Raw genomic sequence first — 21,336 nt, forward strand, 5'->3', positions numbered from 1 at the left:
TTACAGAAAACGGCTGATAGTTAGGTCAAGCCGTCGGGTCTGGTGAGGTGCCCAAAACCCATCGGGTAGGTTGTGCCTCCCTCGGGCCGCATGGGGCGACGGCGCTACTCACTCGCGCTCGCCTCCTTGCTCTACAGGCGGGAACGTGACGTTCCCGAGGGTGACGGTGCGAGGCCCCTCTGCCTCCCACAGCTTGAGGGTGCAGGGGCAGGTGAGTTGCCCCGCCTCCCTCTCGGCGCCCACCACGACAAAGCCAGGGGCTCCGGGGGGAATTGCGGTCTCCTGCCATGGTGAAAACTCCACCTCCGCGCCCGTCGAGTCCTTCAACACCGCCCCCACCGCTGTCCATGGCTCGGCCCCAGGGTTTAGGAGCTTCAGCCGCACCGCCACGCTTCCCGGGTTGCTGTAGCTCCTGGCCTTGGCCAGCTCTAGCGCGTTGCTGGGGTCCTGTCTCAAGTCTCCGAGAATGTCTTTCCATTGAACGTCGCCGGTGCGCTCTAGCCATGCGGCGCCCATGAGTCCGCCCGGCTCGGTGCGCTCGGCCAGCAGCCGCGCCTTGTCCTCTTGGCACTGACGAGATTCGGCCCGTGCTTCTGCTGCCTCCCTCTTGAGTTCATCCGCAGGGCGCGAGTGACGGAACACCTCCACGCGCCGTGCCCCCCTCACCGAGTGTCCCACCAGCCAAAAGCTTGCACTCTCCGGGGCCGCGCCATCCGCGAAACGCACCGTCAGCTTGACTCGCTCCCCAGCCAAGAGGCTCCGCTTTGGGTAGACAGTCACGAAATTATCGACTTGCGCGAAGCTTATTGAGTGGTTGTCGGACAGCACCACCGCCCCGGGGGGCAGCAGACCACCAAACACAAAGGTTGTTGGCTCGTCCGGGGTGACACATACGCCGGGCGTCTGTTCGGTGGACTCGGCCGTTAAGTCAAGGCGAGAGGTGGCGGAGCATTCGGAGACGCCGGGCGGCTCGGCGGCCTTTGCGGTGCCTGTGAGGAGGGCCAGCGCCAGGAGTGCGCCGGGAGACGGGGGGAGCACGGAAATCAACCTCCAGAATGCAAATGGGGCCATGTCCGACTAGCGGGGCCCCTGTGAAACTGCCGGGCACGGTGGCGCCCGGCTCGACACCGCACCGGGCCAACCCGGGCGGCTCTATTCAAAACGGCTTGTTGCCTGTACTTCGAAGCGAGGGAAAACCTTGAAAGCATCCGGCTTGCTGCCGGGCATGAGGCAAAGGCCCACGCCTCGGTGGCAGTCTGGACCTTCGCGCATGCCAGTCAAACCGGAGGTGTAAACCTGAACGCAAACCGGGTAGGTCTGCTGGTCTGGTGTATGTGCCTGGGTGAAGCGACCAAAGAAACGCTTTTCACCAACCGTCAAAGTCCCGGTTAGCAGCGTACCGGGGGGCAGATTGTCCCACCAATCATCGAGCACCACGGTAACGGGGCCCTCTTTCATGGTGGCGAGTTCATCTCCACCATACCCCTTGTGCCCTCGCAGAACGACGTCTTGGGTCCCGCCAAGGTGAAACTTGGTGTGTGTCTCCCGCGAACCGGCGGGGCACTCCATGGGCGCGGGCTCGGGGCGTACCTGGGCGCCAGGGCAGCCAATGAGAACGGGGGAGCAGACACCGGCCGCCGTGCATACCCATTTAGAAATGGGGACGCAGCGCCGCGCTTTGTTCTGCGGTTGGGGGGCGGGCTTCTCTTCGGGCTTCAAGCGGGATTCTTTGCGAAGCATGGCGGTAGGGGTTGGCGCGGGGGGTTGGGCCCTCACGGGCGCCGCGCCCGCGTTAGCTTGGGCTGGGTTGTGCGGCTGCGCCACTTCGCGGACGGGTGCGGCCCGTTCCGTCTCCCCATCGCTGGCAGACGCGCTCGGTGGGGGCGCCGTCTTCCCTGGCAGCGGGGCGGGCGGAGCTTCCCGGGCGGGTGCTGGCCAGCGCCACGCGCCCACGGAGGCCACCACGAGCGCCACCAAGGCAAGCCCCGCCACCAGGACGAGGGGGGGCCGCTTGAGCAAGTCCAGCAGCAGGCGCCCCGTGGGAAAGGGCCCCGAGCCCAACACCCAACGGCACACGCCCGAGGCCCCCCGGCGGGCGGGCGGTGCCCGAGCTTCGGCCCGCCCCTGCACCGGGGGCGCGGCTGCGCCAGCCACCAGCCCCGCGGGCTCCCCCCGGGGCGGTGCTGCGTCCTCCTGCACCTCCCCCGGGGCTACGTCCACGGCGGGCACGTCGGGCGAGGCCCGCGCTTGCCCTTCCAGGAAACCCACGGGCGGCGGCAGCTTGCCCGGCGCGGGCGGCTGGAGTGCATCACCCTCCCTCCAAAGCCCCCGCCGGGGCTTCTCGCCTATCCACTGGGCTACCTCCTTCTCTTGCTCATTCTTCGGCTTGTCCGCGTTCGGCCCCCCCACTGTTGTCACACGGTGGGGGGACTCCGGATCAATCAACGGCACATCCCAGCCAGCATCCCCCTCATGTGCAGACAACAGCGCCTCAACGGCGCCACATATCTCGTCGTGGCTTTGAAAGCGTGACTGCGGGTCCTTCTCCAGCATGCGCAGACACAAGCGGCTGACCGATTCGGGCAGTCGCGAATTGACGACGCAAGGATGCGGCGGGGAGTCCAAACGGATGCGGGCATTAAGCCCCGGTTCCCTTCTATCGCCAAACGGCAGCACGTCCGTAAGCAGCCAGTATAGAGTCACCCCAAGCGCCCACAGTTCATCCGAGAGGCTATATGTATAAGAATCCTCTTCCGTCATGCCCGCGAGAAAGCGCATGGCCTCGGGGCTCCGGTACTCTGGCGTTCCTGGTGGCAACCTTCCCGCGTCTGTCACGGTGGGCATGCCAGCCACGGAGCTGAAGCCAAAATCTATCAATATCGGCTCGCCATCATGTGAGCGAATGATGATGTTGGATTCCTTGATGTCCCGATGCAGCACCCCGAGCCGGAAGACTTCCCGAAGCGCCCGGGCGATCTTCAAGAAGATTGTGAGCGCCCGCCGGGTGGACGGATTGTGGCGCAGCACGTAGAAATCGAGGGTCAACCCCGAGACAAACTCCATGATGATGCAGGGACAACCCGTCTCGGCATCCGGCCATTTGTCATAGCCAACAAAGCGCACCACGTTATCAAGCGGAAGATTGACAAGGGCTGTGACCTCGCGCCGTGTCCAGCCGTCCACGTCCAGGGTAGCCAGGACCTTGACGGCGTAATTGCGCCCGCCGCGCTCGGCCTTGTAGACGTGGCCGCCGCCGCCCTGGCCAAGTTGCTCGATGACTTCATAAGCGCCAATCTTGGCGCCTTTCTGGGGAAGGTGGATGACCAAGCCAGGAGCCTCCGAAGGTTCACCACTCTAGCAGAACCCCGCGGGTGTGGTTGGTGCAGTCGCGCGGATGCCCGCCCGGCTGGAGGCTGGAGCCGGGGCGGTGGGTTACACCCTTCCCGAATGCGGCCACGCAGGGCACGGCCGCCCCCTCCCCACGCTCCAACCCCATCGCTCAAGCGGCGCCTAGTCCTCGGGCTCGGACTCCTTCTCGGAGTCCTTCAAGAACTCCACCCGCACGGAAGGCGAGTCCAGCAGCTTCGCCATACGGGCCAGGAAGCGGACCTTTTCTTCAGGCCATGCCCGCAGGGTGCGCGTCAGCTTGCGAAGTTCGGGGCTCAGTGGCACCTCGGGCGCGGGCTCGTTCATCGTCCGCGCTACTTCCTTCGGACTGATGCCCAGCAGCACATCCGACGAAATGCCGAGCGCCAGGGTTATCTTTCGCAGTGTGGGGACGGCGGGCAACATCAACCCGCGTTCAATCTTCCCATAGACAACGGCCGAAATCCCAGCCGCACGCGCAACCTCGGCTTGATTCATCTTCAGCCGTTCCCGGGCCTCTCGGGCGAGAGGTCCGATGGTGGTCATCAACTCCTCGGGGGTCATGTGCTCTGTTCCTGTAGGCATTCGTTCTTTGCCTCTGGCGGGGCCGCGTTTGACTTGGCGAAGGTGCTCGCAACGTGTCCAATGGCATTGAGCTGGGTAGGCGTCAGCCGCCGCAAGTGGCGGAGCACTTGCCGAACCCGGGGGGCCTCTTCCTCTTTCCCCTGCTTCGGCTCGTCCACCAGTACCGGCAGCGAGCCGGAGGTAATCCCTAGCAGCGCGTTGGCGTCCGCCCGGAGGACAAAGCACAGCTTTAGCAGGGTGGGCACGCTCGGAAGCATTCCGCCGCGCTCCAGGCGGCCATAAACCTCCGTAGCGAGTCCAACCCGCTCGGCTACGTCCGCCTGTGTCAGCCTTGCCTGCTTGCGGGCATTCCGCGCGACCTCTCCCATGTGTTTCGCCAGCTTCGGCGGAGCTTTGGGGCCCTCGGTCGGTTGTCGGGTGTCAGCGACAGCGGCGGGGGGCTTGGTATGTCTACCCATTGTCCAGGAACTCTTCCGGGTTGGGGAGGACGCCTCTTTCGACTGTCTGCGCCGCCAGTAGCTTGCGCTCGGCCGCCTCGTTCAGAATCGCTTTCCGCTCCGCCGCCACTTCAAGCCGTCCGAAGCCGGAGGCCCCGGACGCGCGAAGATAGAAACGCAAGTCATCGCGCATCTCGGCGGCAGTGCTGTAGCGGTTCTCCGGGTTGGGCTGTAGTGCCTTGCCCAGGATTTTCCGCAAAGGCTCGGGGACCAAATCCGCTTGGCGCTCTATCTCCTCGGGCCCGAAGCTGAGGACGCGATTAAACAAAACTTCAAGCTCCACCCATGTCGGACGCTCGGCGCGCAGGCCCTGGGGAAAGCGCGTCGCCGGACGGCTCGGCACCAGTCCGAGCGGGTCAAGCGGATATTTCGCCGTCAGCATCTCCAGCAGTACCAACCCGAGGGAGAAAATGTCCGCCCTGCCGTCAAGCTCTCTCGGGGTGAGTGGGTCCGTCTTGCTTTCGAGGGCTGCCCACATGGAGCGCAGCAGTTCCGGAGCGATGTAGGCCGGATCTCCTCTCAGCAGATCGCGCGGGGTGACCATGCGTCCGGCCAGCTCGGAATAAGCCGCTCCGAGGTTGCACAGCTTGACGCGGCCATCCGCCCCAAGCCGGATGCGCAGGGGCCCCACGGCCCGGTGTACGAGCCGGAGCGGCGCCCCGGTTTCATTCTCGGCGTTGTGCGCGTATTCGAGCGCGTCCGCCACCTCGGCGGCAACGTAGACGGCGAAGGCAGGGGAAAGCCTCTTCTCCACGAGCGCCGCCGCATGGGTGACGGTAAGGAGGAAACAGCCTTTCATGTGCTCCATGACGACATAGGGAATCCCCTTGTTGACGATGAAGTCATGGACGCGGGCAATCTTGGGGTGACGCAGCAGCGACGCGAGGCGAACCTCTTCCCGCGCGCTGGCGCGTGCGTCGCGCCCGGGGACCATATTCACCTTCTTGAGTTCGACCATGTGACGCGGCCCGCCCGAGAGGAGCCGACGCCATGCGATGAAAAGCGTGTCGTAGTAGGGATGGAGTACAAGCGGCTCCGTCACCTCGTAACGGTATTCGCCCGCCTCGAAGGTGAAACGGTAGTCTTCCGATTTGACGGCGTAGCGGCGGGGACTGTCGCGCCGGGGCGTTTCTCTTGGCGTCGAGGGCATGGGAAACTCCTGTCTTTGGGAAGTCTTCGGGGGCGGGTTACGGGGTGCGCTCGCCAGCGGGACGAAAGACGACGTGTACCCAGCCGCCGTTTCCATCGGGCGAGTAGAAGCCACCCACCTCGAATTCGCCCGCGCGCAGGACGCCGTTTCTCACCTCCACCGGGCCGACGCACTGCGCGGGGGTGCCGGTGAGGGCGGCGGAGAGGAAACCATCAGGGCCCATGACCCGCAGGTGTTGGTAGTGCAGCAGGCGAGCGTCCAGGGCAGAGCGCATGACGGGAGCGCCGCCCGCGATGACTGCCCGCAGCAGCACCTCGGCAACGAGCCTCGGGCCGAAGGTGCGCGAGGTGGACGGGTACAGGCCGAAGGAGACCCGCAGCCGGGTGGCCTCCTCGGGCGTCAACTCCGGGCCGGTGGGCAGCGTGTCCGCCGGTAGTCCGGCCTCCAGCAGCAGCGCGCCGAAGTCGTCCAACTGCGCGAGCGCGTCCCGCATGGCGCGGAACACCTCGGGGCGTTGGCCACTGGCGCAGGCACCGGGACACAGCAGCAGCACGGCCAGCAATGCGGACGGGAGCGGACGGGGCCGGGCGCGGGCAACACGGGCCCCTATCCGGCACGCATGGGGGGCGTTCGGCATGGACACCTCGGGGTGAGGACAGCGGGAGAGCGGATAAACCTTCTGTTTACCGGGATGGATGAACCCTAGGTAACATGCGGGGCCAGCGGGGGGGAAGCCCCACCCGACTGCGGGGGTTGGCACGGCAACCCGACGTGAGCGGGAGGGGCGAGGTGCGCCCATGGTGGCGCCCTCCACCGCGCCGGAGCTTCGGCTGCCGTCGTGTTGCCCCCCTCCCCCCGAGCGAGGGGCCCGCCGTGCTTCTGGTGCCTCCACCGGGCCTGAGGTTCGGCTGCCGATGGCCCGGGGCCGCTTCGACCTGGCGCCCCGGTTGCGTGGCAATCCGGGCCTCTGGAGTGTGCCGGGATTCGGCGCGGCTCCTGAGTGCTCGAGTACAGCGCAAGAGCGCGACGGTGGCCACAATCAGCGGCAGACACGGCACGGCGCGAACCTCGGGCCAGGGAGGACACCAGCAGCCGAACCTCGGGCCCGTGGAGGGCGCCAGCGGCGCGGCAGCAGACACGGCGCGAAACTCGGGCGCGTTGCTGGCCACGTTGGCCACCAGAGCGCGGCACTCGGGCCGGTGGAGCGCATCAGCGCGCGACAGCGGCGCCAAGGTGCGGCAGGCGAAGCTCGGGCGCGGTGGAGGGCGCCAGAGCGGGGCAGACGGCCACCAGGACAGCAGCCGAGCCTCGGGCCCGTAGAGCCCACAGCGCACCGGCAGCCGAAGCTCGGGCCCGGCGCGAACCTTGGGCACGGTGGAAGGCGCCAGAAGCGCGGCAGCCGAGCCTCGGGCGTGATGGAGCACGGGGCCCGGCGCGAACCTCGGGCGGCCTGCCTGGACGCTTCACAACAGCGGCGCGTGGTGGCCCTGGTGGTGGCGCGTGGTGGCCCTGGTGGTGGCGCGTGGTGGCCCTGGTGGTGGCGCGTTGGCCCCGGTGGTGGCCCCGGTGGCACCGGTGGTGGCGCGTGGTGGCCCCGGTGGTGGCTTGCCTCGCCTGTTGCCCCCCGTTCCTTGGTCGCCTGTCTATGCGCAGGCCAGTCATCGGCGGCCCTCTGCTAGCATCCTGGACACACCCCGCTGGGTTGTGTCACCTTGGCTCCTGTCGGTGTATCTGGTGGGTTGTTTGGTTGGGGTTGGTTGTTTGGACGGGTGGCGGGTATGGCGGAGATCGACGTTTGTACGGAGGGGGCTCCCTCCACGGCTGGCGGGCGGTCGGGCGCCTCTGATTGCTGCGGATGCGCCTCTGCGGGTGCGCAGGGTGTTCCAGAGACCAGGGCGCAGCCATCGGCCCGCCTTGATTCAAGTGGTGAGGCCGACCTACTGCGGGCGCTCTACGAGGAAGTGCGGGGCCTGCGCGAGTCCGTGCGCGAGATTACGAACCGGCTCAGCAACACGACTCCCGCTCAAGCGGTGCGGGCCATCTCCATCGAAGCCGCGCAGGACCTGCTCGGATGCGGGCGCTCGCGCATCTTCGAGCTTTTGAGGAGTGGCGCCCTCCGTCGTGCCCCGAAGCTTGGGAAGGTGGCCATGATCGACCTGCCCAGCCTCCAAGCTCTCATTGACGGCATCGGCCGCGAGCCAGCGCCCAAGCTCAAACGTGAGCCAGCGCCCAAGCTCAAGCGTGAGCCAGCGCCCAAGCTCAAGCGGCGCCCCGCCCAGCGCAACGCAGGGCGGGGGGAAAAGGATGAAATCCTTAGGCTGATTCGACGAGTCTGATTTGCGCTCGCCGCACGGAGAACAGTGCCGGATCGTCGGGGTGCTCCAGCTTGAGCGGAATCTTGATCATCGGGGGCACCTTCACGTTGTCGTAAAAGCGTTTGGTTGTGTTTGCCGAATGATGGCCGACCACGGCGGCAATCGCGGCCAGTGGGAGCCCTCCCGCCTTGGGCCTCACCTCCTGGCCGCACTCCGAAGCCCAGGTAACGAAGCTGTGCCGGTACTCCCCGAAATGAACCGGCTCGATTCCAAGGGTTTCACAGGCGCGAGCCACAACACGGCGGATATGGCTATCAACCGGCGCGGCCCCTCGCGCCTGTAGCCGCTGCACAGCCGCCAGCGTTTGCCGGTCGATGCTCTGCCGGTGAACGTTCCCGCTCTTGTGGATGAACGTCACCGTTGCGGCGATCTCGCCTTGGTCCTCGAACACGGCCACCTTGCCTTCACCCTTCACCAGCCGCTCTATCTCCGTGCCGTGCATCCCGGTTTTGGCGTGGATGCACAGCACGTCGCGCACGCACTGCACGTCGGTCATGCGCCGCGTTTCCTCCTGCCCGAAGTTGGTGAACTCCCATCCGCTGATGGCCCGATAGAGCCGCTCGGTGGTCTCGATGCTGTAACCCTTCTCCCGCACGGCCTTCTCGGGACGGGTCACGGGCACCTTGAGGGACACGGTAGGGTCTTCGGCCAGGGAGAGGGTGCCTTGCTCCCTCAACCAAGAAGCAAACGACTTGAGCGCCGTGATGCGGTTCTTCCTGGCCGTCTTGTGCCGGGCCAACTCCCGCAGCAGTTCCTGGAGGGTGACGGTGCGCAGGTCCCTCCCCGAGAGAGCTTCCGCCCAGGTCGCCAAGTAGAAGCCGACATTGCCCAGGTAGCGTTCCGTGGTCTTCGCCTGCCTCATGGCGTCGAGGAAGCGGCCCACGGTCTCAGCGTTGACGTAGACGGCGGATTCCTGCTGCTGCTGCCGCGCCTCCCGCTTGGTGCTGTAGCCCTCGGGATCGCGCATGAAGAGGGCAAGCTCGGCTTCCGCTTCCGTCTCGCTGCGGGCGTCCAGGTGGACCGTATAGGCCCGCCCCTGAACCATCTTCCGCAGCACGAACACCGGACGGCCATCCTTCCCGTTGAACGTCCGCCCCCCCTTCCACTTCCCAGCCCATACCCTGTTGTTGCCCACGTCGTGCGCTCCGTTTTGGTCCGAATTTGGACCCCAGGGAGCCCGATTTGGTCCCCAAATGCAAACCGCGCCCCCTCGACAGGTGAGGGCGCGGCTCGGAGCGGCGGGTAACTTCTAGTGGAGGCGGCGGGAATCGAACCCGCCGCTCTATGCCTCCGGCAAGACTCTCCTTGCCGGAGTGCTGGAACGCAGGGGCTCGCTGTCACCCGCCGAAGGTATTCGCGAAGAACTTCTCGAGCCGCGACTTCTCGGGCTCCACCACGCCCGCGGGCGAGGCCACGGCGGACGCGGTGGCGAGGCTGGGGCGCAGGCCGGCCGCGATACCGGGCTTGATGTGGTGGCGCAGGTCGACCGCGACGTCGGTCTTGAAGTGGGTGCCCACACCCGCCGCGGCGTTGAGGTCCGCGGACTGCTTGAAGAAGCCGTTCTCCAGACCGATCTTCCCGCCCGCCTGGGCCGCCGCGCCCGCCACTACGCCCGCGGTGGCCGAGCCGTGCAGCCGGCCCACGTGCCCGCCCACCGTACCGTACGCTCCCGCCGTGGCGGCCGCGCCCACCTGGCCCGAGAGCAGCGCCGTGGCGGTCTTCGGATCCACGGAAGCCACTCCCTCGGCGAAGGCGGTGGCCGAGGCCTTGCCCTCGCCCTTGACGTACGCGCCCAGGTGCCGGTTGAAGTCGTGGCTCGCGCTCGCCGCGACGCCCACGCCCGTCTCCGCCTTGCCCGTCAGCGCGGCCGTGTACGCGTGGCCCTTCGTATCCGCCGAGACACCTGCCTGGGCGCTCGCCTTGAAGGCGTTGGCCTCGGCGGTGAGCTGTCCGGTGGTCACGCCCAGCCGGCCCGCGTGAACCTTCTGCAACTCGTAGGAGGCGTGGGGCCCGTTGAGCTCGGCCTGGGCCGAGTAGTGGTGCAGGCCACCGCCGTGGTGGCTCGTGGTGGAGGCCTGCATCGAGCCCACGTTGCCGCTCACCGTGCCCCCGAAGACATCCTTCTGGAAGGGGCTGCCCGGCTTGTCGATGAGCAGGTTCTGCTTGGCGCCCGGGGGAGGCGTGAGCTTGTTGTCACCGCCGCTCACCATCAGGTTCGAGGCCTCTCCCGTGCTCTTCTCCCAGGGGCTGTACGTGGGGGCGCCCTCGGGCAGAGCCGGGTGCTTCAGGGGCTTGGACTCCAGGGCGGCCGGAGCGCTCGTGGTGGGCCTGGTCGCGACGGGCTTGCTGGTCGGCGAGGAGAGCGCCGAGGGCGGCAGCGTGGAGGCGCGGGCCGGAGGCGTGAGCTGGGAGGCCTTGGGCGTGGGGAGAGTCGCGGAGCGGGACAGCTTGGGGTTGATGCGGGGCATGGGAGGCTCCTCGGAAGCTTGCGGCGGGGTGGGTTCGGAACAGCGATGTCCCGTCCTTGTGCACCCGACATGCCATGCCCATATCGCCCTCTGTGGTCAGGGGGCGTCTGTGGTTTCAGTGAGTTATGCGGAGGGGGGCGAGGGAGGAGAGGGGAGGGGTGGTGAGTGCTGTCACCAGTCTCGAGACATCAGTCACCACCCCGAGCACCATGGCTCACCGGCTGGAGAGAGCGCGCTTGCGCCGTCAGCCGTACACCCGGGCGGCCGGGTTACTGCGGTGGCAGTGTTGCCGGCCGCGTCGTACGCCTTCGCCGTCACGCTGTGAGAGCCATTGGTCACGCTCCCGCTGCCCCAGCTCACGCTGAAGGGCGGTGACTCGTCAGGTTGAATCCGCTCGGACTGAGCTCATCCAAGGGGACCTGCCAACCCTCGCCTGGGTGATTGACAAGACGGCATGCCTCCCACTACCGCTCGGGCCGAGGGAGGTCTCTTGTCGCAGCGTCAGCACGTCTTCTCTGTTCTTGTTTCTCCAAGGTGGGTGGCTCTGCTCGTCGCGTGGTCGCTCCTCGGCAGTGCGGCCTGGGCGCAGGCCACCGTCGTGCAGGCGCCCATCGGGGGCCAGCCCCTGCGCCTTCCCGGCCGGGTTGTCTGCGGCCCGGTGGCGGAGGGCTGGACCGTGGGCGAGGATTCACGCTCCGTTCGCCCGCCTCGGACTGGCAGTGGGCGCGTGGGTCAGCCGGTGGCGCTCCAGGTGGCGCCCGCCGCGAGCGGCTGCACGGGAACCCAGGAAACGCTGACGCTCGTGGCGACAGGGGCGTTTCCCGAGGTCGAGCCGGCGAGCGTGGTGCTGGCCGCGGACGAGGGGCGGCTCGAGCTGCGCGGGCGGGGGCTGGCGGGAGCCCAGGTGTTCTGGCCGGGACCCACTCGCGACGCGCGTCTGGAGCACGAGGTCTGCCTCGACGCCGGGCCCTCGGAGTCTCCACAACCGTGCGTGTTGCCGGTTCGCCGCGGTGTGCGAGCGGACGTGTCTCTCTCTCTGCTGCCGGCAGGGGCGCGCTTCGGTGAGGGCGTCCTCACATTCGATGCCTCGGGGAGGCAGCTCGCGCCCTCGGAGCTGCAGTTGCGCCCGAGCCGCGTCGTCCTGTCCTCGGTCCTGCCGGCGGTGCCCGCCCTGGACCTGTCCACGGGAGAGGGGCGTCTGGTACTGCCGCACCCCGAGGCCATCGCGACCGTCGACTGTGAGCCCGCCTACTGCGAACCGAGCGAGGACGGCGTCTTCGTGCGCGCCGTGCCGGGCCTCCGCACGAGCCTGGGCCTCCGGGTGCGCCTGGTGCCCCGGGTGTTCGTCTCGCGAGGCGAGGCGCTCGAGAGCAGTGCCTCCGGGGTGCTGCAGCTCCTGCACTGCCCGGTGGAGCTCGTGTCGGGGCCACCGCTGAGAGGCGCGGCGGATGTCCAGGTGGTGGTTCGGATGGATCCGCGCTGCGCGAAGGATGCGCGCTCCTTCCACTGGCGTGCCAACGGCGAGCCCGCCGAGGTGGCCCAGGTGGTCCAGGAGGAAGCGGCGGCCTTCGTGCTGCTGCGGGTGGGGCGGCTGGGCGCGGACCGGCTGACCCTCACGGCCACACGCTCCGAGGTGGACCCGACCGCGATCGCCACCACCTCCGTGGACACCCTCGCGGCGCCCCAACCGCGCGCGAGCCTCGAGCTTCCTGGTTTTGGAAAAATCGACTTCATCCCCACCAATCGGGAGGCGGTGCTTTCGGTGGCGTCTCCGGGTGAGCGAGCGCGACTCGTGCCGCTGCCCGTCGAGGGGGCCTACTCGGTGCGGACCGAGCAGGGGCGCTTCCGGGTGCGAGGTGATGAGAACAACAGCGGCTTCGTCCCGCTGCGCTACGGCTACCGCGTTGAGGGAGTGCCGCAGGCCCTGCGCTCAGTGGACCTCGCCATCGTGAACGAGCGGACTCAGCGAGCGCTGAGGGAGGCCTCGGTGCCCGCGCCGCTCGGCGCGTCGGCCCTGTCTGAGGAGCCGCTCATCGAGTTCCTGTGCGCTGATAGGGAAGGGCGCCCCCTGCGTCTCCAGCCCGGCACGCCGGCGCGCATCCCCTTCGATTCGCGCGATAGCTGCCGGATCATCATCCACCGGGAGCGGCTGCGGCCCGAGGATGGCCTGCAGGAAATCATCCTCGAGGTGGACGTCACCTCCGCCAGTGGGGCGCCGCGAGAGGCCGCGCGGGTGAACGAGCGCATGGTGCTCCAGCCTGGCGGCGAGCCGCGGACGCTGTGGCTCAAGAACGTGCTCGAGCAGTTCGACCGCATCGTCGTGCGCGTCAGCCACATCGTGGACGAGTCACGCTATCTGTTGGCGGCTCCCTCGTCCCGAGCCAGCCTGCCCTCGGTGCAGTGGGCGGCGACCCTCGAGGGCTCGCGGCTGCGCCTGTACGCCACCGCGACCATTCCCAGCGGCCTGTATCGGTTGGTTCAGCCAACGGGGCAGCTCACGCTGAACTTCGGCCTGCTGTCACGGCTCACGTTGTTGGATGAGCACGGCAAGGAGGGGCTGCTCGGGCTGGAGATGGGGCTGATGGGCGTGGGGCTCGTGCAGACGGGGGGCCTGCTGAATGACTATCCCCCCACGCTGGCCGCCGTCGCGGGACTGGGCATCCGCGTTCCCCTGGGATCGGGCCCGGGTGGGCAGGCCGCCTTGAGCGTCCACATCTGGGGAGCCCACGAGTTCCGCGAGGCCTACTTCACCAAGCCCACGGATGGCTCGCCGGGGAGGGAAGTGGGCCGCTGGGCCCTCATCTTCGGGCCCAGCATCTCCCTGGGGAACATCGGCATGAACCTCTGAGCGGGCCTTCTTCATCACCCGCCTGTGGAGAACCGCTGCCGGTACTCCGCGGGCGTTACACCGAGTGAGCGTCGGAACACGCGGTGCAGCGTCTCCAGCGTGCCGAAGCCCGTCTTGGTGGCGATCTCCTTGATGGATTGGCGCGTCGTCTCCAGGGCTGCGCGCGCCGCCTCCACGCGCAACTGCTCGACGTACTTCGCGGGCGTCTGGCCCACCTGCTCGCGGAAGGCGCGCGCGAAGTTGCGGGGGCTCATCGCTGCTCGCTTGGAGAGCGCCTCGACCGAGAGGTCCTCGCGGAGGTGCTCCGGCAACCACTGCTGGACCTCGCGGATGGGGGCTCGCTCGGCCCACTGGGAGGCGAGCTGCACGCTGAACTGGCTCTGCCCGCCTGGGCGCTGGAGGTACATCACCAGCCAGCGCGCCACGTTGCGGGCCAGCTCACGGCCGAAGTCCTCTTCCACCAGCGCGAGGGCGAGGTCCATCCCGCTCGTCACGCCCGCCGAGGTCCAGGTGCGCCCATCGCGGATGAAGATCCGGTCCGCGAGCACCTCGCATCGCGGGTGTTGCCGTTGAAGGTCCGCGCTGGAGGCCCAGTGCGTCGTGGCGCGCTTGCCGTCCAGGAGCCCCGCGCGGGCCAGCAGGAAGCTGCCCGTGCAGACGGAGGCCACCCGTCGCGAGCGCCCGGCCAGCCGGCGCAGGTGGGGCGTGAGCGCGGGCTCCGCGTCCGGCGTCACGGTGACGGGGCCGCCGGGAACCAGCAGCGTGTCCACGGGCTCGCGCACGCGATCGAGCCGGGTCGTGGCGTGGAGGAGCATGCCTCCCATGGTCTTCACCGGGCCCGTGCGCAGGGCCGCGATCTCGACGCGGTAGCCCGTCTGTCCGGAGCCCAGCAGCGCCGAGGCGGTGCTGAACACCGTGGCGGGCCCGGTGAGGTCCAGGAGCTGCACCTCCGGGAAGGCCACCACCAGCACCAGCCGCTCCTGGCGGCCTCGCGTCGGCTTCTTCGAGCGCTCTTCCATGCGGCACAGGGTTAACGCGGGTTGGCTGGAATCGTCAATTCATTGGCAGTCCTGCCAGAGGCGCCCGGGCGTAGGGTGTTGTCAGCAGCGCCGCTCCAGGTGCTGCCAGCCACCTCTCTGGGGGACACGCCATGGACATTGCCTTCCTGCTCTACGAGAACATGACCTCGCTGGACTTCATCGGCCCGTACCAGGTCTTCGCCATGGTTCCGGGGGCGCGCATCCACCTGGTCGCCACCGAGGCGGGCCCGGTGCGCACCGACGCGGGCGTCCGGATCTACGCGGAGCAGCGGCTCGAGGAGGTACCTCGCGCCGACATCCTCGTCGTTCCCGGCAGCTCGGATCCGTCGAAGCCGATGGGGGATGAGCGGGTGCTCTCGTGGCTACGGACCGTGGACGAGTCCTCCAAGTGGACGACGTCCGTATGCACGGGCTCGCTCATCCTCGGTGCGGCGGGTCTGCTCAAGGGCAAGCGCGCCACCACGCACTGGATGGTCACCGACGCGCTCCGGCAGTTCGGCGCCACCCCCGTGGCCGAGCGCGTTGTCTTCGATGGGAAGCTGGTGGCCGCCGCGGGTGTGTCCGCGGGGATTGATATGGCGCTGACCCTGGTCGCCAAGGAGTTCGGCGACATGGTGGCCCAGTCCGTCCAGCTTGGGATCGAGTACGACCCCGCGCCGCCGTTCGCCACCGGCTCGCTGCGCAGCGCCCCGCCCGCGGTGATCGAGGCGACGAAGGCCATGCTTCAGCCGAGCGTGCGAAGCTGAGGGCCGCTCGCGGCCAGGGAGCAGGACCCCTGCTGGACCGTGAGAGGGGGCCTCACAGGAGGCCCCCTCTTCACTCCGCGGTCCGCTGCGGAGTTACTGCTTCGTGGTGTAGTTGGCCGGGACGTAGACGTAGCCCTTGCCCTCGGGCGTCACGTGGCCGATGCCCGGGAACGAGACGTGGGCCGCGCCCACCCAGTAGCCCTGCTTCGCCGCGTCGGCGAAGGCCTTCTTGCGCTGGGCCGCCGCCGCCTTCGAGTCACTGTCGAACTGGATGGTCACCGACGGATCGGCGAACTGCACCGACGCCACGTGCAACAGGTCTCCCCAGAGCACCAGCTTCTGGCCCTTGCTCTCCACGGCGTAGTTGCTGTGGCCGGGGGTGTGGCCGGCATTCGAGATGGCCTTGATGCCGGGCACCAGCTCGGTGTCACCCTCGAAGGGCTTGAGCTTGTCCGCCGTGGCGTACGGGGTCAGCATCGCCATGGCATTCTGGAACCCCGACTGCGCGTCCGCGGGCGCCTTCTTCATGTTCTCGGCGCTCATCCAGAAGTCCGCCTCGGCCTTGGCCAGATGCACGGTGGCGTTCGGGAAGGCCCGCTTGTCCCCGGCCAGCAGCCCGCCCAGGTGGTCCGGGTGCAGGTGGGTGATGAGCACGGCGTCGATCTGCTCCGGCTGGTAGCCGGCCGCCTTCAGGTTCGCCAGCAGCTTGCCGAGCGTCGGGCCAAAGAGGTTGCCAGCGCCCGTATCCACCAGCACCAGCTGGGCGCCGGTGTTGATGAGGAAGGTATTGACGGAGGTCTCCACGGGCGCCTTGAGGTGCGCGCGCGAGAGCGCCTTCTCCAGCTGGGGGGGCTTGATGTTGGTCAGCAGCTTGTCCACCGGCAGGTCAACGGTGCCATCGGACAGGACAGTGAGCTCGAAGTCGCCCAGCATCATGCGGTAGTAGCCCGGCGCCTGGGTCTTGACCATGGGCGCGGCGGCCTGCGCGGTGGCGGGCACGAGCGCGGCGCCGCTTGCGGCGGTGAGGACCGCGGCGATCGCGGCATGCCAGGGGGAAGTACGCATCTTCATCGGGAGTCTCCAGGTGAGGGTGAAATCGCCCGCGTTATGCTTCAGCTTCCGCCTTGTCCCAAGTTTGGTTCACGCCGCGCTCACCTTCCGTCCTCGCCCTGGTTTTCCACGAGCTGCGGCGGCTCTACCGGATGGGTGGAGTCTTCTCGTTCCATCGCTCCTGGGGAGAGCGCAGCGGCTGACTGGGATGCTGGCTGCTGCCCGCCGCGCTCATCGGGCCCGCCTTTCTGCGCTGCGTCATGACGGACCACGCTCGGCGCGGTGATGGTGCGCATGTGGCGAGGGCGAAGCACATGTTTGACAGCTTGATTTTTTGGTTGTTACTTTGTTCGGGTAACGAACAAAGTTGCTCGAGGGGCGTCAAGAGCACCGTTCAAGGAGCCCGCCCCGTCGCAGCAGCTTCCGCTGCACCCCACCTTCGCCGGAGCGTGAATCGCGTGATGACCCCACGGAATCGCCTGGTCGTGTCCTCCTTGTTGTTGCTGACGGTCCTCGTACAAACGGCTTGCGACCCGGCTGAGCAGACTGCCTCGCTGACGGGGGTGAGTGTGACCCCGGCCACCATCACCCTCTCCGCCGGAGGTACCCAGCAGCTCACCGTCACCGGTACTTACAGCGATGGCTCGACGAAGAGCCTCACGGCGAACGCGACCTTTGCCTCCGACACACCTGCCACCGCCACGGTGAGCAGCCCGGGTGGCCTGGTGACCGCCGTCGCCGCCGGGACGGCCCGGATTACCGCCACGGTCTCCGGCAAGACTGCTTCCACCAGCGTGACGGTCAGCGCTTCCTCGGGGCCGACGCTCTCGTCCATCGCGCTCAGCCCGAGCCCGGCCTCCGTGGTCCAGGGGAGCACGCTCCAGCTCACCGTGACGGGCACCTACAGCGACGACTCCACCCAGTCGCTGACCGCGGACGCGACCTTCAGCTCCAGCGCCGAGGGCATCGCCACCGTGAGCGCCTCCGGCGTCGTCACCGGCGTCTCGGTGGGTAGCGCGACCATCACCGCTTCGGTGGGGGGGAAGACCGCGACGCTGAACGTGTCCGTGATGGCCCAGCCCGATGCGAACCAGGTCGTCTTCTTCGACGGCAATGGCACGGACGTGACCTTCGCGGACTTCGGCGGCGCCGCCAACAACGTCACCGTCGACTCCACCGAGACCTTCAGCGGCCGCAAGGTCATCAACTTCCAGGTCACCGGCACGGGTAATTACTCCGGCGGCGCCTGGGTCACCTCGACGCCCCGTGACCTCTCCGCCTACAACGCGCTGACCTTCTGGGCGAAGGCGAGCAAGGTCGAGAAGATCAACGTGACGGGTATCGGCAACAACGCGGGCATCGGCTCCGGTACCGGCTTCGGCAGCGAGCGGACGGCGCTCGAGCTCACCACGCAGTGGCAGAAGTTCACCATCCCCATCCCCAACCCGGCCAGGTACAAGAACGTGGGGGGCCTCTTCCACGTCGCCGACGGACCCGACGGCTACACCCTCTACCTCGCGGATGTCATCTACGAGCACCTCGGCACCGGCATCCTCGGCGCGGGCACGGCCTCCATTGGCAACGGCAACGCCATCACGGCGTCGGTTGCGACGGCCGGCACCTACAGCATCGAAGCGAACCAGAACCAGGTCGTCTTCACCGTCGCTGGCGACCCGGGGAGCCCGGTCACCGTGAAGCCGGTGGCCAACACCTTCTTCGACTTCACCTCGACCGATGCGGCGATTGCCTCGGTCAACAGCAGCGGCGTCGTCACCGGCGTGAGCGCGGGCGGCCCCGTGACCATCTCCGCCACGCTGGGTGGCGTAGCTGCCAGCGGGTCCTACGCCATCACCGTCACCGGCGTGCTGAGCCAGCCGACCACGCTGCCTCCCGCGCCCACCCATGCGGCCGGGGACACCGTGTACTCGCTCTACAGCTCCGTGACGGGCGGCTACACGGGGACGGCCTCCGACCAGAGCGCCAAGATCGACACGTGGCTGACGGGCTGGAGCGCCGGGTCCGGTGGGGCGCCGTTCACCATCACCACCGACGCGGGCAGCGCCGCCCCCCGCAAGTACGTCTTCACCAACTTGGCGAACTTCGTTGGCGTCGAGTTCTACGGCACCGCCGGTGCCTACCAGGTCGACGCGGCGGGACGGGGGCTCACCAAGCTGCACCTGGACCTGTGGACTCCGGACAACGCGACCAACTTCCAGGTGAAGCTGGTCGACTTCGGGGCCAACGGCGCCTTTGGCGGCAACGACGACACCGAGGGGACTGCCACCATCACGGCGACCTCGACGCCCCCGCTCGCCACCGGGGCCTGGCTGTCCTATGAGCTGACGCTGGCCACTGACTTCCAGGGCCTGGCGAACATGCACCACCTGGCCCAGATGGTCCTGGTCGCGCCCAACGGCGGCACGGTGTTCCTCGACAACATCTACTTCCACCCGTAGCGGTGGTGTTCGCCGGCGCCGTGGCCTTGATGAGCCCGGCGCCGGCATTCAGCTGGAGGCCGCGACACGGGCGCTCGAGCCCACCGACGCGGCGGCTGACAGTCTTGGCTAGTTGTCGAGAGCGCCCGCGAGGATCCACGAGCGGATTTGCGTGAGCTCTCCCGGGTTGAGGTCGAAGTAGTCGGGATCGCCCATGGGCATCCGGCGACCGCAATCCTCGGCGCTGATGCGCCACACCAGCAGGGACTCGTCGGGGCGGCCGGGCGTGACTCGGGGGCCTGCGGCACACGACCCCACCCCCGGCGCCATCAGCGAGGCGTGGGACTTGCCCACCTGCAGGTTCAGTCCTTCGGCGCCATGCTCGTTGTGGCAGTCCGCGCACTTATCACCCCAGAGGGGCTCGATGTCCCGGGCATACGTGGGAACGCCCACCTGCACATTCACAGAGCGGGTCTCTGAGCGGGTGCCATCGGACACGGTGACCTTCAGGGTATAGGTGGTGCGCCGGTCGAGTTCCCCCGAGCGCCACTCGGCGGAGGCCTGGTCCGCGCGGGTGAAGCTCCCCGCTCCAGGCGGCTCCGTCGTCCAGGAGTAGGTGAGGGGATCCCCATCCAGATCTCTCGCCGCGATGTAGAGGGGGAGGGACTTGCCCGCGACGAGGCCCTGGGGTTCCAGGCTGATGTCCGCGTCCACGATGGGCGCTTGATTGAGGGCGGGGACGTTCACCACGGTGACCGAGACCGTGCCCTGGGCTGAGCCTCCCTTTCCGTCCGAGACCGTCACCTTCAGGAGGAACGTCGTGTCGCGGGAGAGCAGCGGCGCGGTCCACGAGGGGGTGGAGTTTGTCCCCTCGGCGAATGTCCCCAGGGGAGCGAAGGGGCTCTGGGTCCAGGAATAGGTGAGCGTGTCGCCATCGGGATCCGTGGCCGTCACCGAGAGGCCCGTGCTGGAGCCTTCGTCGAGGGTCGTGTGCGTCGTGGTCACCTGTCCGAGTGTGGGGGCGCGGTTGGGCGGCAGGAGGGTGAAGGAGATGGGGGCGGAGACGGTGCTGTTGCCCGCGGCGTCCTGGGCCTTCACGGTGAGCTGGTGGGGCCCTGGGGATGTGGTGGACGAGTCCCAGGTGCACGAGAAGCTCGAACCGGAGGGCCGTGCCATGTTGTCCGCACACACTGGCGAACCGGAGACGGAGAACTCCACTCGGGCCACCGTGCCCGAGTTGTCCTCGGCAGTGGCCCGGAGGAGCCGCGAGCCCGAGATGCTCTCTCCCTCGGTCACGCCCTCCACCACCCGGACATTTATCGGTGCCGCGGAGTCCGCATCTTCCCCACATCCCATCATCCCCAAGACGAGACATCCCGCGAGGAGCCGAAGTGTTTTCATGCGGCGACTATCGCATGCCCGGAAAGCCTGGCTCGGAATCGAAGCCGTCAAGGGCGGCCCCGCCCTCCCTCGGGACCATGGGCCCCCCTTTTCCCTCTGAAAATGGGGCGCCTCTCTGTCCGGCGGGTCCAAGCGCGTCCATTCGGTGAGGCCCCCTTGGGCCGCGGGAGCCGCCGTGGGTTGGAGGCCCCCTCTCCTCCATGGGGCTGAATTCCGTATCATGAGGAGACTGAACTTTTCGCGACGGGCCATCATGCCCGGAAAGGGATTCAACATGCTTCGCTCTGGAACCGAGACAAGCCGGCGCCCCTGGGTGCTCGGGCTCACCGTGGCTGTGATGCTGCTGGGGACGCGCAGCTCCGCGCACGAGGCACCGAAGGCGGAGGCACCGAAGGCGGAGGCACCGAAGGCGGGGGCACCGAAGGCCGGGGCACCGAAGGCGGATGGAGCGAAAGCGGAAGCTTCGAAGAAGGAGGTGTCGAAGCAGGAGGCACCCATCAGCAAGGAGGAGCTGGTCCGCCTCGCGAAGCTCAACGAGAAGAACTGCACGAAGGGCGACTGGGAAGGTTGCTACAAACTGGGTATGGCCTACGCGCAGGGCCTGGGTGTGGCCAAGGACGCGGCACGCTCGGCTTCCTTCCACAAGAAGGCGTGTGACAAGGGCCATCTGGACGCGTGCAACGGCCTCGGCATCGCCTACGCGGCAGGTATGGGGGTGAAGCAGGATTCGAAGCAGGCCCTCGCCATCTTCGAGAAGACCTGCAACGAGAAGAGCGCGAAGGGCTGCTTCAACGTCGGCCTCACCTACGCGCGGGGCAACGGGGTGACGAAGGATCCGGCGCGCGCCGCCACCTTCTACGAGAAGGCCTGCACCGGGGGCGTGGCCACCGGCTGCTTCAGCCTCGGCCTCGCCTACGCGGACGGTAACGGGGTGACGAAGAATCGGGAGCGTGCCGCGACGCTTCTCACGCAGGCGTGTGACGCGGGGGACATGAACGGATGCAACATTCTCGGCCACTCCTACATGTCCGGGATCGGTGTGAAGGAGGACATGAAGCGAGGCGCCGGCCTCTTCGAGAAGGCCTGTGATGCGGGGCTGGCGGGAGGCTGCCTCAACCTGGGCCTCGCCTACCAGCATGGCGATGGAGTGGAGGCGAACCAGGAGCGCGCCACTGCCCTCTTCAAGAAGGGGTGCGATTTCGGGTTCGGCCCCGCTTGCGACGCTCACCGGGAGGCCTCGGAGACGCCCTGAGGAGCGGGCGGGCTTCTTCCGGGCCGTGCTCCCGGCGTTGGAGGATCCAGCCTTCCAGCGCCACAACCAGACCGAGTACATGAATCTCGGCCTGGAGACGACGCGGGACTACGTGCTGGGTGG

17 protein-coding genes are annotated in these 21,336 nt (G+C 67.9%); 6 read left to right on the forward strand and 11 right to left on the reverse strand.

Translation table 11 applies throughout. The features are described 5' to 3' along the window. Window positions 1-108 precede the first annotated feature (108 nt). The 6 genes from OV287_RS17795 to OV287_RS17820 all read right to left on the reverse strand — a co-directional run bounded on the left by OV287_RS17795 (window position 109) and on the right by OV287_RS17820 (window position 6,235). Window positions 109-1,038: a DUF2381 family protein gene (locus OV287_RS17795; RefSeq protein ID WP_267535225.1), complete on the reverse strand. Its 930-nt coding sequence runs from the start codon at window positions 1,036-1,038 to the stop codon at window positions 109-111. Window positions 1,039-1,152: 114 nt separating this feature from the next. Then, complete coding sequence (locus OV287_RS17800; RefSeq protein WP_267535226.1) at window positions 1,153-3,327, reverse strand: serine/threonine protein kinase; 2,175 nt, start codon at window positions 3,325-3,327, stop codon at window positions 1,153-1,155. A gap of 183 nt (window positions 3,328-3,510) precedes the next feature. Then, on the reverse strand, window positions 3,511-3,930 hold the full coding sequence (locus OV287_RS17805) for a helix-turn-helix domain-containing protein (protein WP_267535227.1): 420 nt from the start codon (window positions 3,928-3,930) through the stop codon (window positions 3,511-3,513). Beyond that, window positions 3,927-4,409 (reverse strand): helix-turn-helix domain-containing protein, encoded by a 483-nt coding sequence (locus OV287_RS17810; RefSeq protein WP_308809604.1) that lies wholly within the window; start codon window positions 4,407-4,409, stop codon window positions 3,927-3,929. Before OV287_RS17810 ends, OV287_RS17805 begins: the two co-directional genes overlap by 4 nt. Beyond that, the gene (locus OV287_RS17815) at window positions 4,402-5,598 is read right to left on the reverse strand and encodes a serine/threonine-protein kinase (RefSeq protein ID WP_267535229.1); all 1,197 of its coding nucleotides are present in this window, start codon (window positions 5,596-5,598) and stop codon (window positions 4,402-4,404) included. The genes OV287_RS17810 and OV287_RS17815 overlap by 8 nt, the downstream gene beginning before the upstream one ends. A 37-nt stretch (window positions 5,599-5,635) precedes the next feature. Further along, window positions 5,636-6,235, reverse strand: coding sequence for a hypothetical protein (locus OV287_RS17820; protein ID WP_267535230.1), 600 nt, complete (start codon window positions 6,233-6,235; stop codon window positions 5,636-5,638). Window positions 6,236-6,627: 392 nt separating this feature from the next. Here OV287_RS17820 and OV287_RS17825 point away from each other — a divergent pair, with 392 nt between their 5' ends. After that, window positions 6,628-6,918 carry a hypothetical protein gene (locus tag OV287_RS17825; RefSeq protein WP_267535231.1) on the forward strand — a complete coding sequence of 97 codons (291 nt, stop codon included), beginning with the start codon at window positions 6,628-6,630 and terminating at the stop codon, window positions 6,916-6,918. Between the two features lie 641 nt (window positions 6,919-7,559). Then, a complete protein-coding gene (locus OV287_RS17830) occupies window positions 7,560-7,934 on the forward strand; it encodes a hypothetical protein (protein ID WP_267535232.1) in 375 nt (124 codons plus the stop codon). On the opposite strand, the gene OV287_RS17835 is transcribed toward OV287_RS17830, so the two are convergent. Together OV287_RS17835 and OV287_RS17840 are read right to left on the reverse strand one after the other, a co-directional pair. Further along, window positions 7,912-9,036, reverse strand: coding sequence for a site-specific integrase (locus tag OV287_RS17835; RefSeq protein ID WP_267535233.1), 1,125 nt, complete (start codon window positions 9,034-9,036; stop codon window positions 7,912-7,914). The two genes, OV287_RS17830 and OV287_RS17835, sit on opposite strands and share 23 nt — an antisense overlap. 274 nt (window positions 9,037-9,310) lie before the next feature. Beyond that, window positions 9,311-10,441, reverse strand: coding sequence for a hypothetical protein (locus OV287_RS17840; RefSeq protein ID WP_267535234.1), 1,131 nt, complete (start codon window positions 10,439-10,441; stop codon window positions 9,311-9,313). Between the two features lie 538 nt (window positions 10,442-10,979). Here OV287_RS17840 and OV287_RS17845 point away from each other — a divergent pair. Continuing rightward, complete coding sequence (locus tag OV287_RS17845) at window positions 10,980-13,289, forward strand: hypothetical protein (RefSeq protein WP_267535235.1); 2,310 nt, start codon at window positions 10,980-10,982, stop codon at window positions 13,287-13,289. Window positions 13,290-13,303: 14 nt separating this feature from the next. Here the strand turns inward: OV287_RS17845 and OV287_RS17850 are convergent, their stop codons facing one another. Beyond that, complete coding sequence (locus OV287_RS17850; RefSeq protein WP_267535236.1) at window positions 13,304-14,308, reverse strand: GlxA family transcriptional regulator; 1,005 nt, start codon at window positions 14,306-14,308, stop codon at window positions 13,304-13,306. 131 nt (window positions 14,309-14,439) lie between these two features. Between OV287_RS17850 and OV287_RS17855 the strand changes: the two genes are divergently transcribed. Then, the gene (locus OV287_RS17855) at window positions 14,440-15,075 is read left to right on the forward strand and encodes a DJ-1/PfpI family protein (RefSeq protein WP_267535237.1); all 636 of its coding nucleotides are present in this window, start codon (window positions 14,440-14,442) and stop codon (window positions 15,073-15,075) included. A gap of 93 nt (window positions 15,076-15,168) precedes the next feature. Here OV287_RS17855 and OV287_RS17860 read toward each other — a convergent pair whose 3' ends face one another. Continuing rightward, the gene (locus tag OV287_RS17860) at window positions 15,169-16,146 is read right to left on the reverse strand and encodes an MBL fold metallo-hydrolase (protein ID WP_267535238.1); all 978 of its coding nucleotides are present in this window, start codon (window positions 16,144-16,146) and stop codon (window positions 15,169-15,171) included. Window positions 16,147-16,586: 440 nt separating this feature from the next. On the opposite strand from OV287_RS17860, the gene OV287_RS17865 reads away from it, so the two are divergent. After that, the gene (locus tag OV287_RS17865) at window positions 16,587-18,581 is read left to right on the forward strand and encodes a beta strand repeat-containing protein (RefSeq protein WP_267542361.1); all 1,995 of its coding nucleotides are present in this window, start codon (window positions 16,587-16,589) and stop codon (window positions 18,579-18,581) included. A 108-nt stretch (window positions 18,582-18,689) separates the two neighbouring features. On the opposite strand, the gene OV287_RS17870 is transcribed toward OV287_RS17865, so the two are convergent. Next, window positions 18,690-19,856 carry an Ig-like domain-containing protein gene (locus OV287_RS17870; protein WP_267535239.1) on the reverse strand — a complete coding sequence of 389 codons (1,167 nt, stop codon included), beginning with the start codon at window positions 19,854-19,856 and terminating at the stop codon, window positions 18,690-18,692. Window positions 19,857-20,235: 379 nt separating this feature from the next. Here OV287_RS17870 and OV287_RS17875 point away from each other — a divergent pair, with 379 nt between their 5' ends. Next, complete coding sequence (locus tag OV287_RS17875; protein ID WP_267535240.1) at window positions 20,236-21,213, forward strand: tetratricopeptide repeat protein; 978 nt, start codon at window positions 20,236-20,238, stop codon at window positions 21,211-21,213. The last annotated feature ends 123 nt before the right edge of the window (window positions 21,214-21,336 follow it).

Source organism: Archangium lansingense, assembly GCF_026626635.1.
In the GTDB taxonomy this organism is placed as follows: Bacteria; Myxococcota; Myxococcia; order Myxococcales; family Myxococcaceae; genus Archangium; species Archangium lansingense.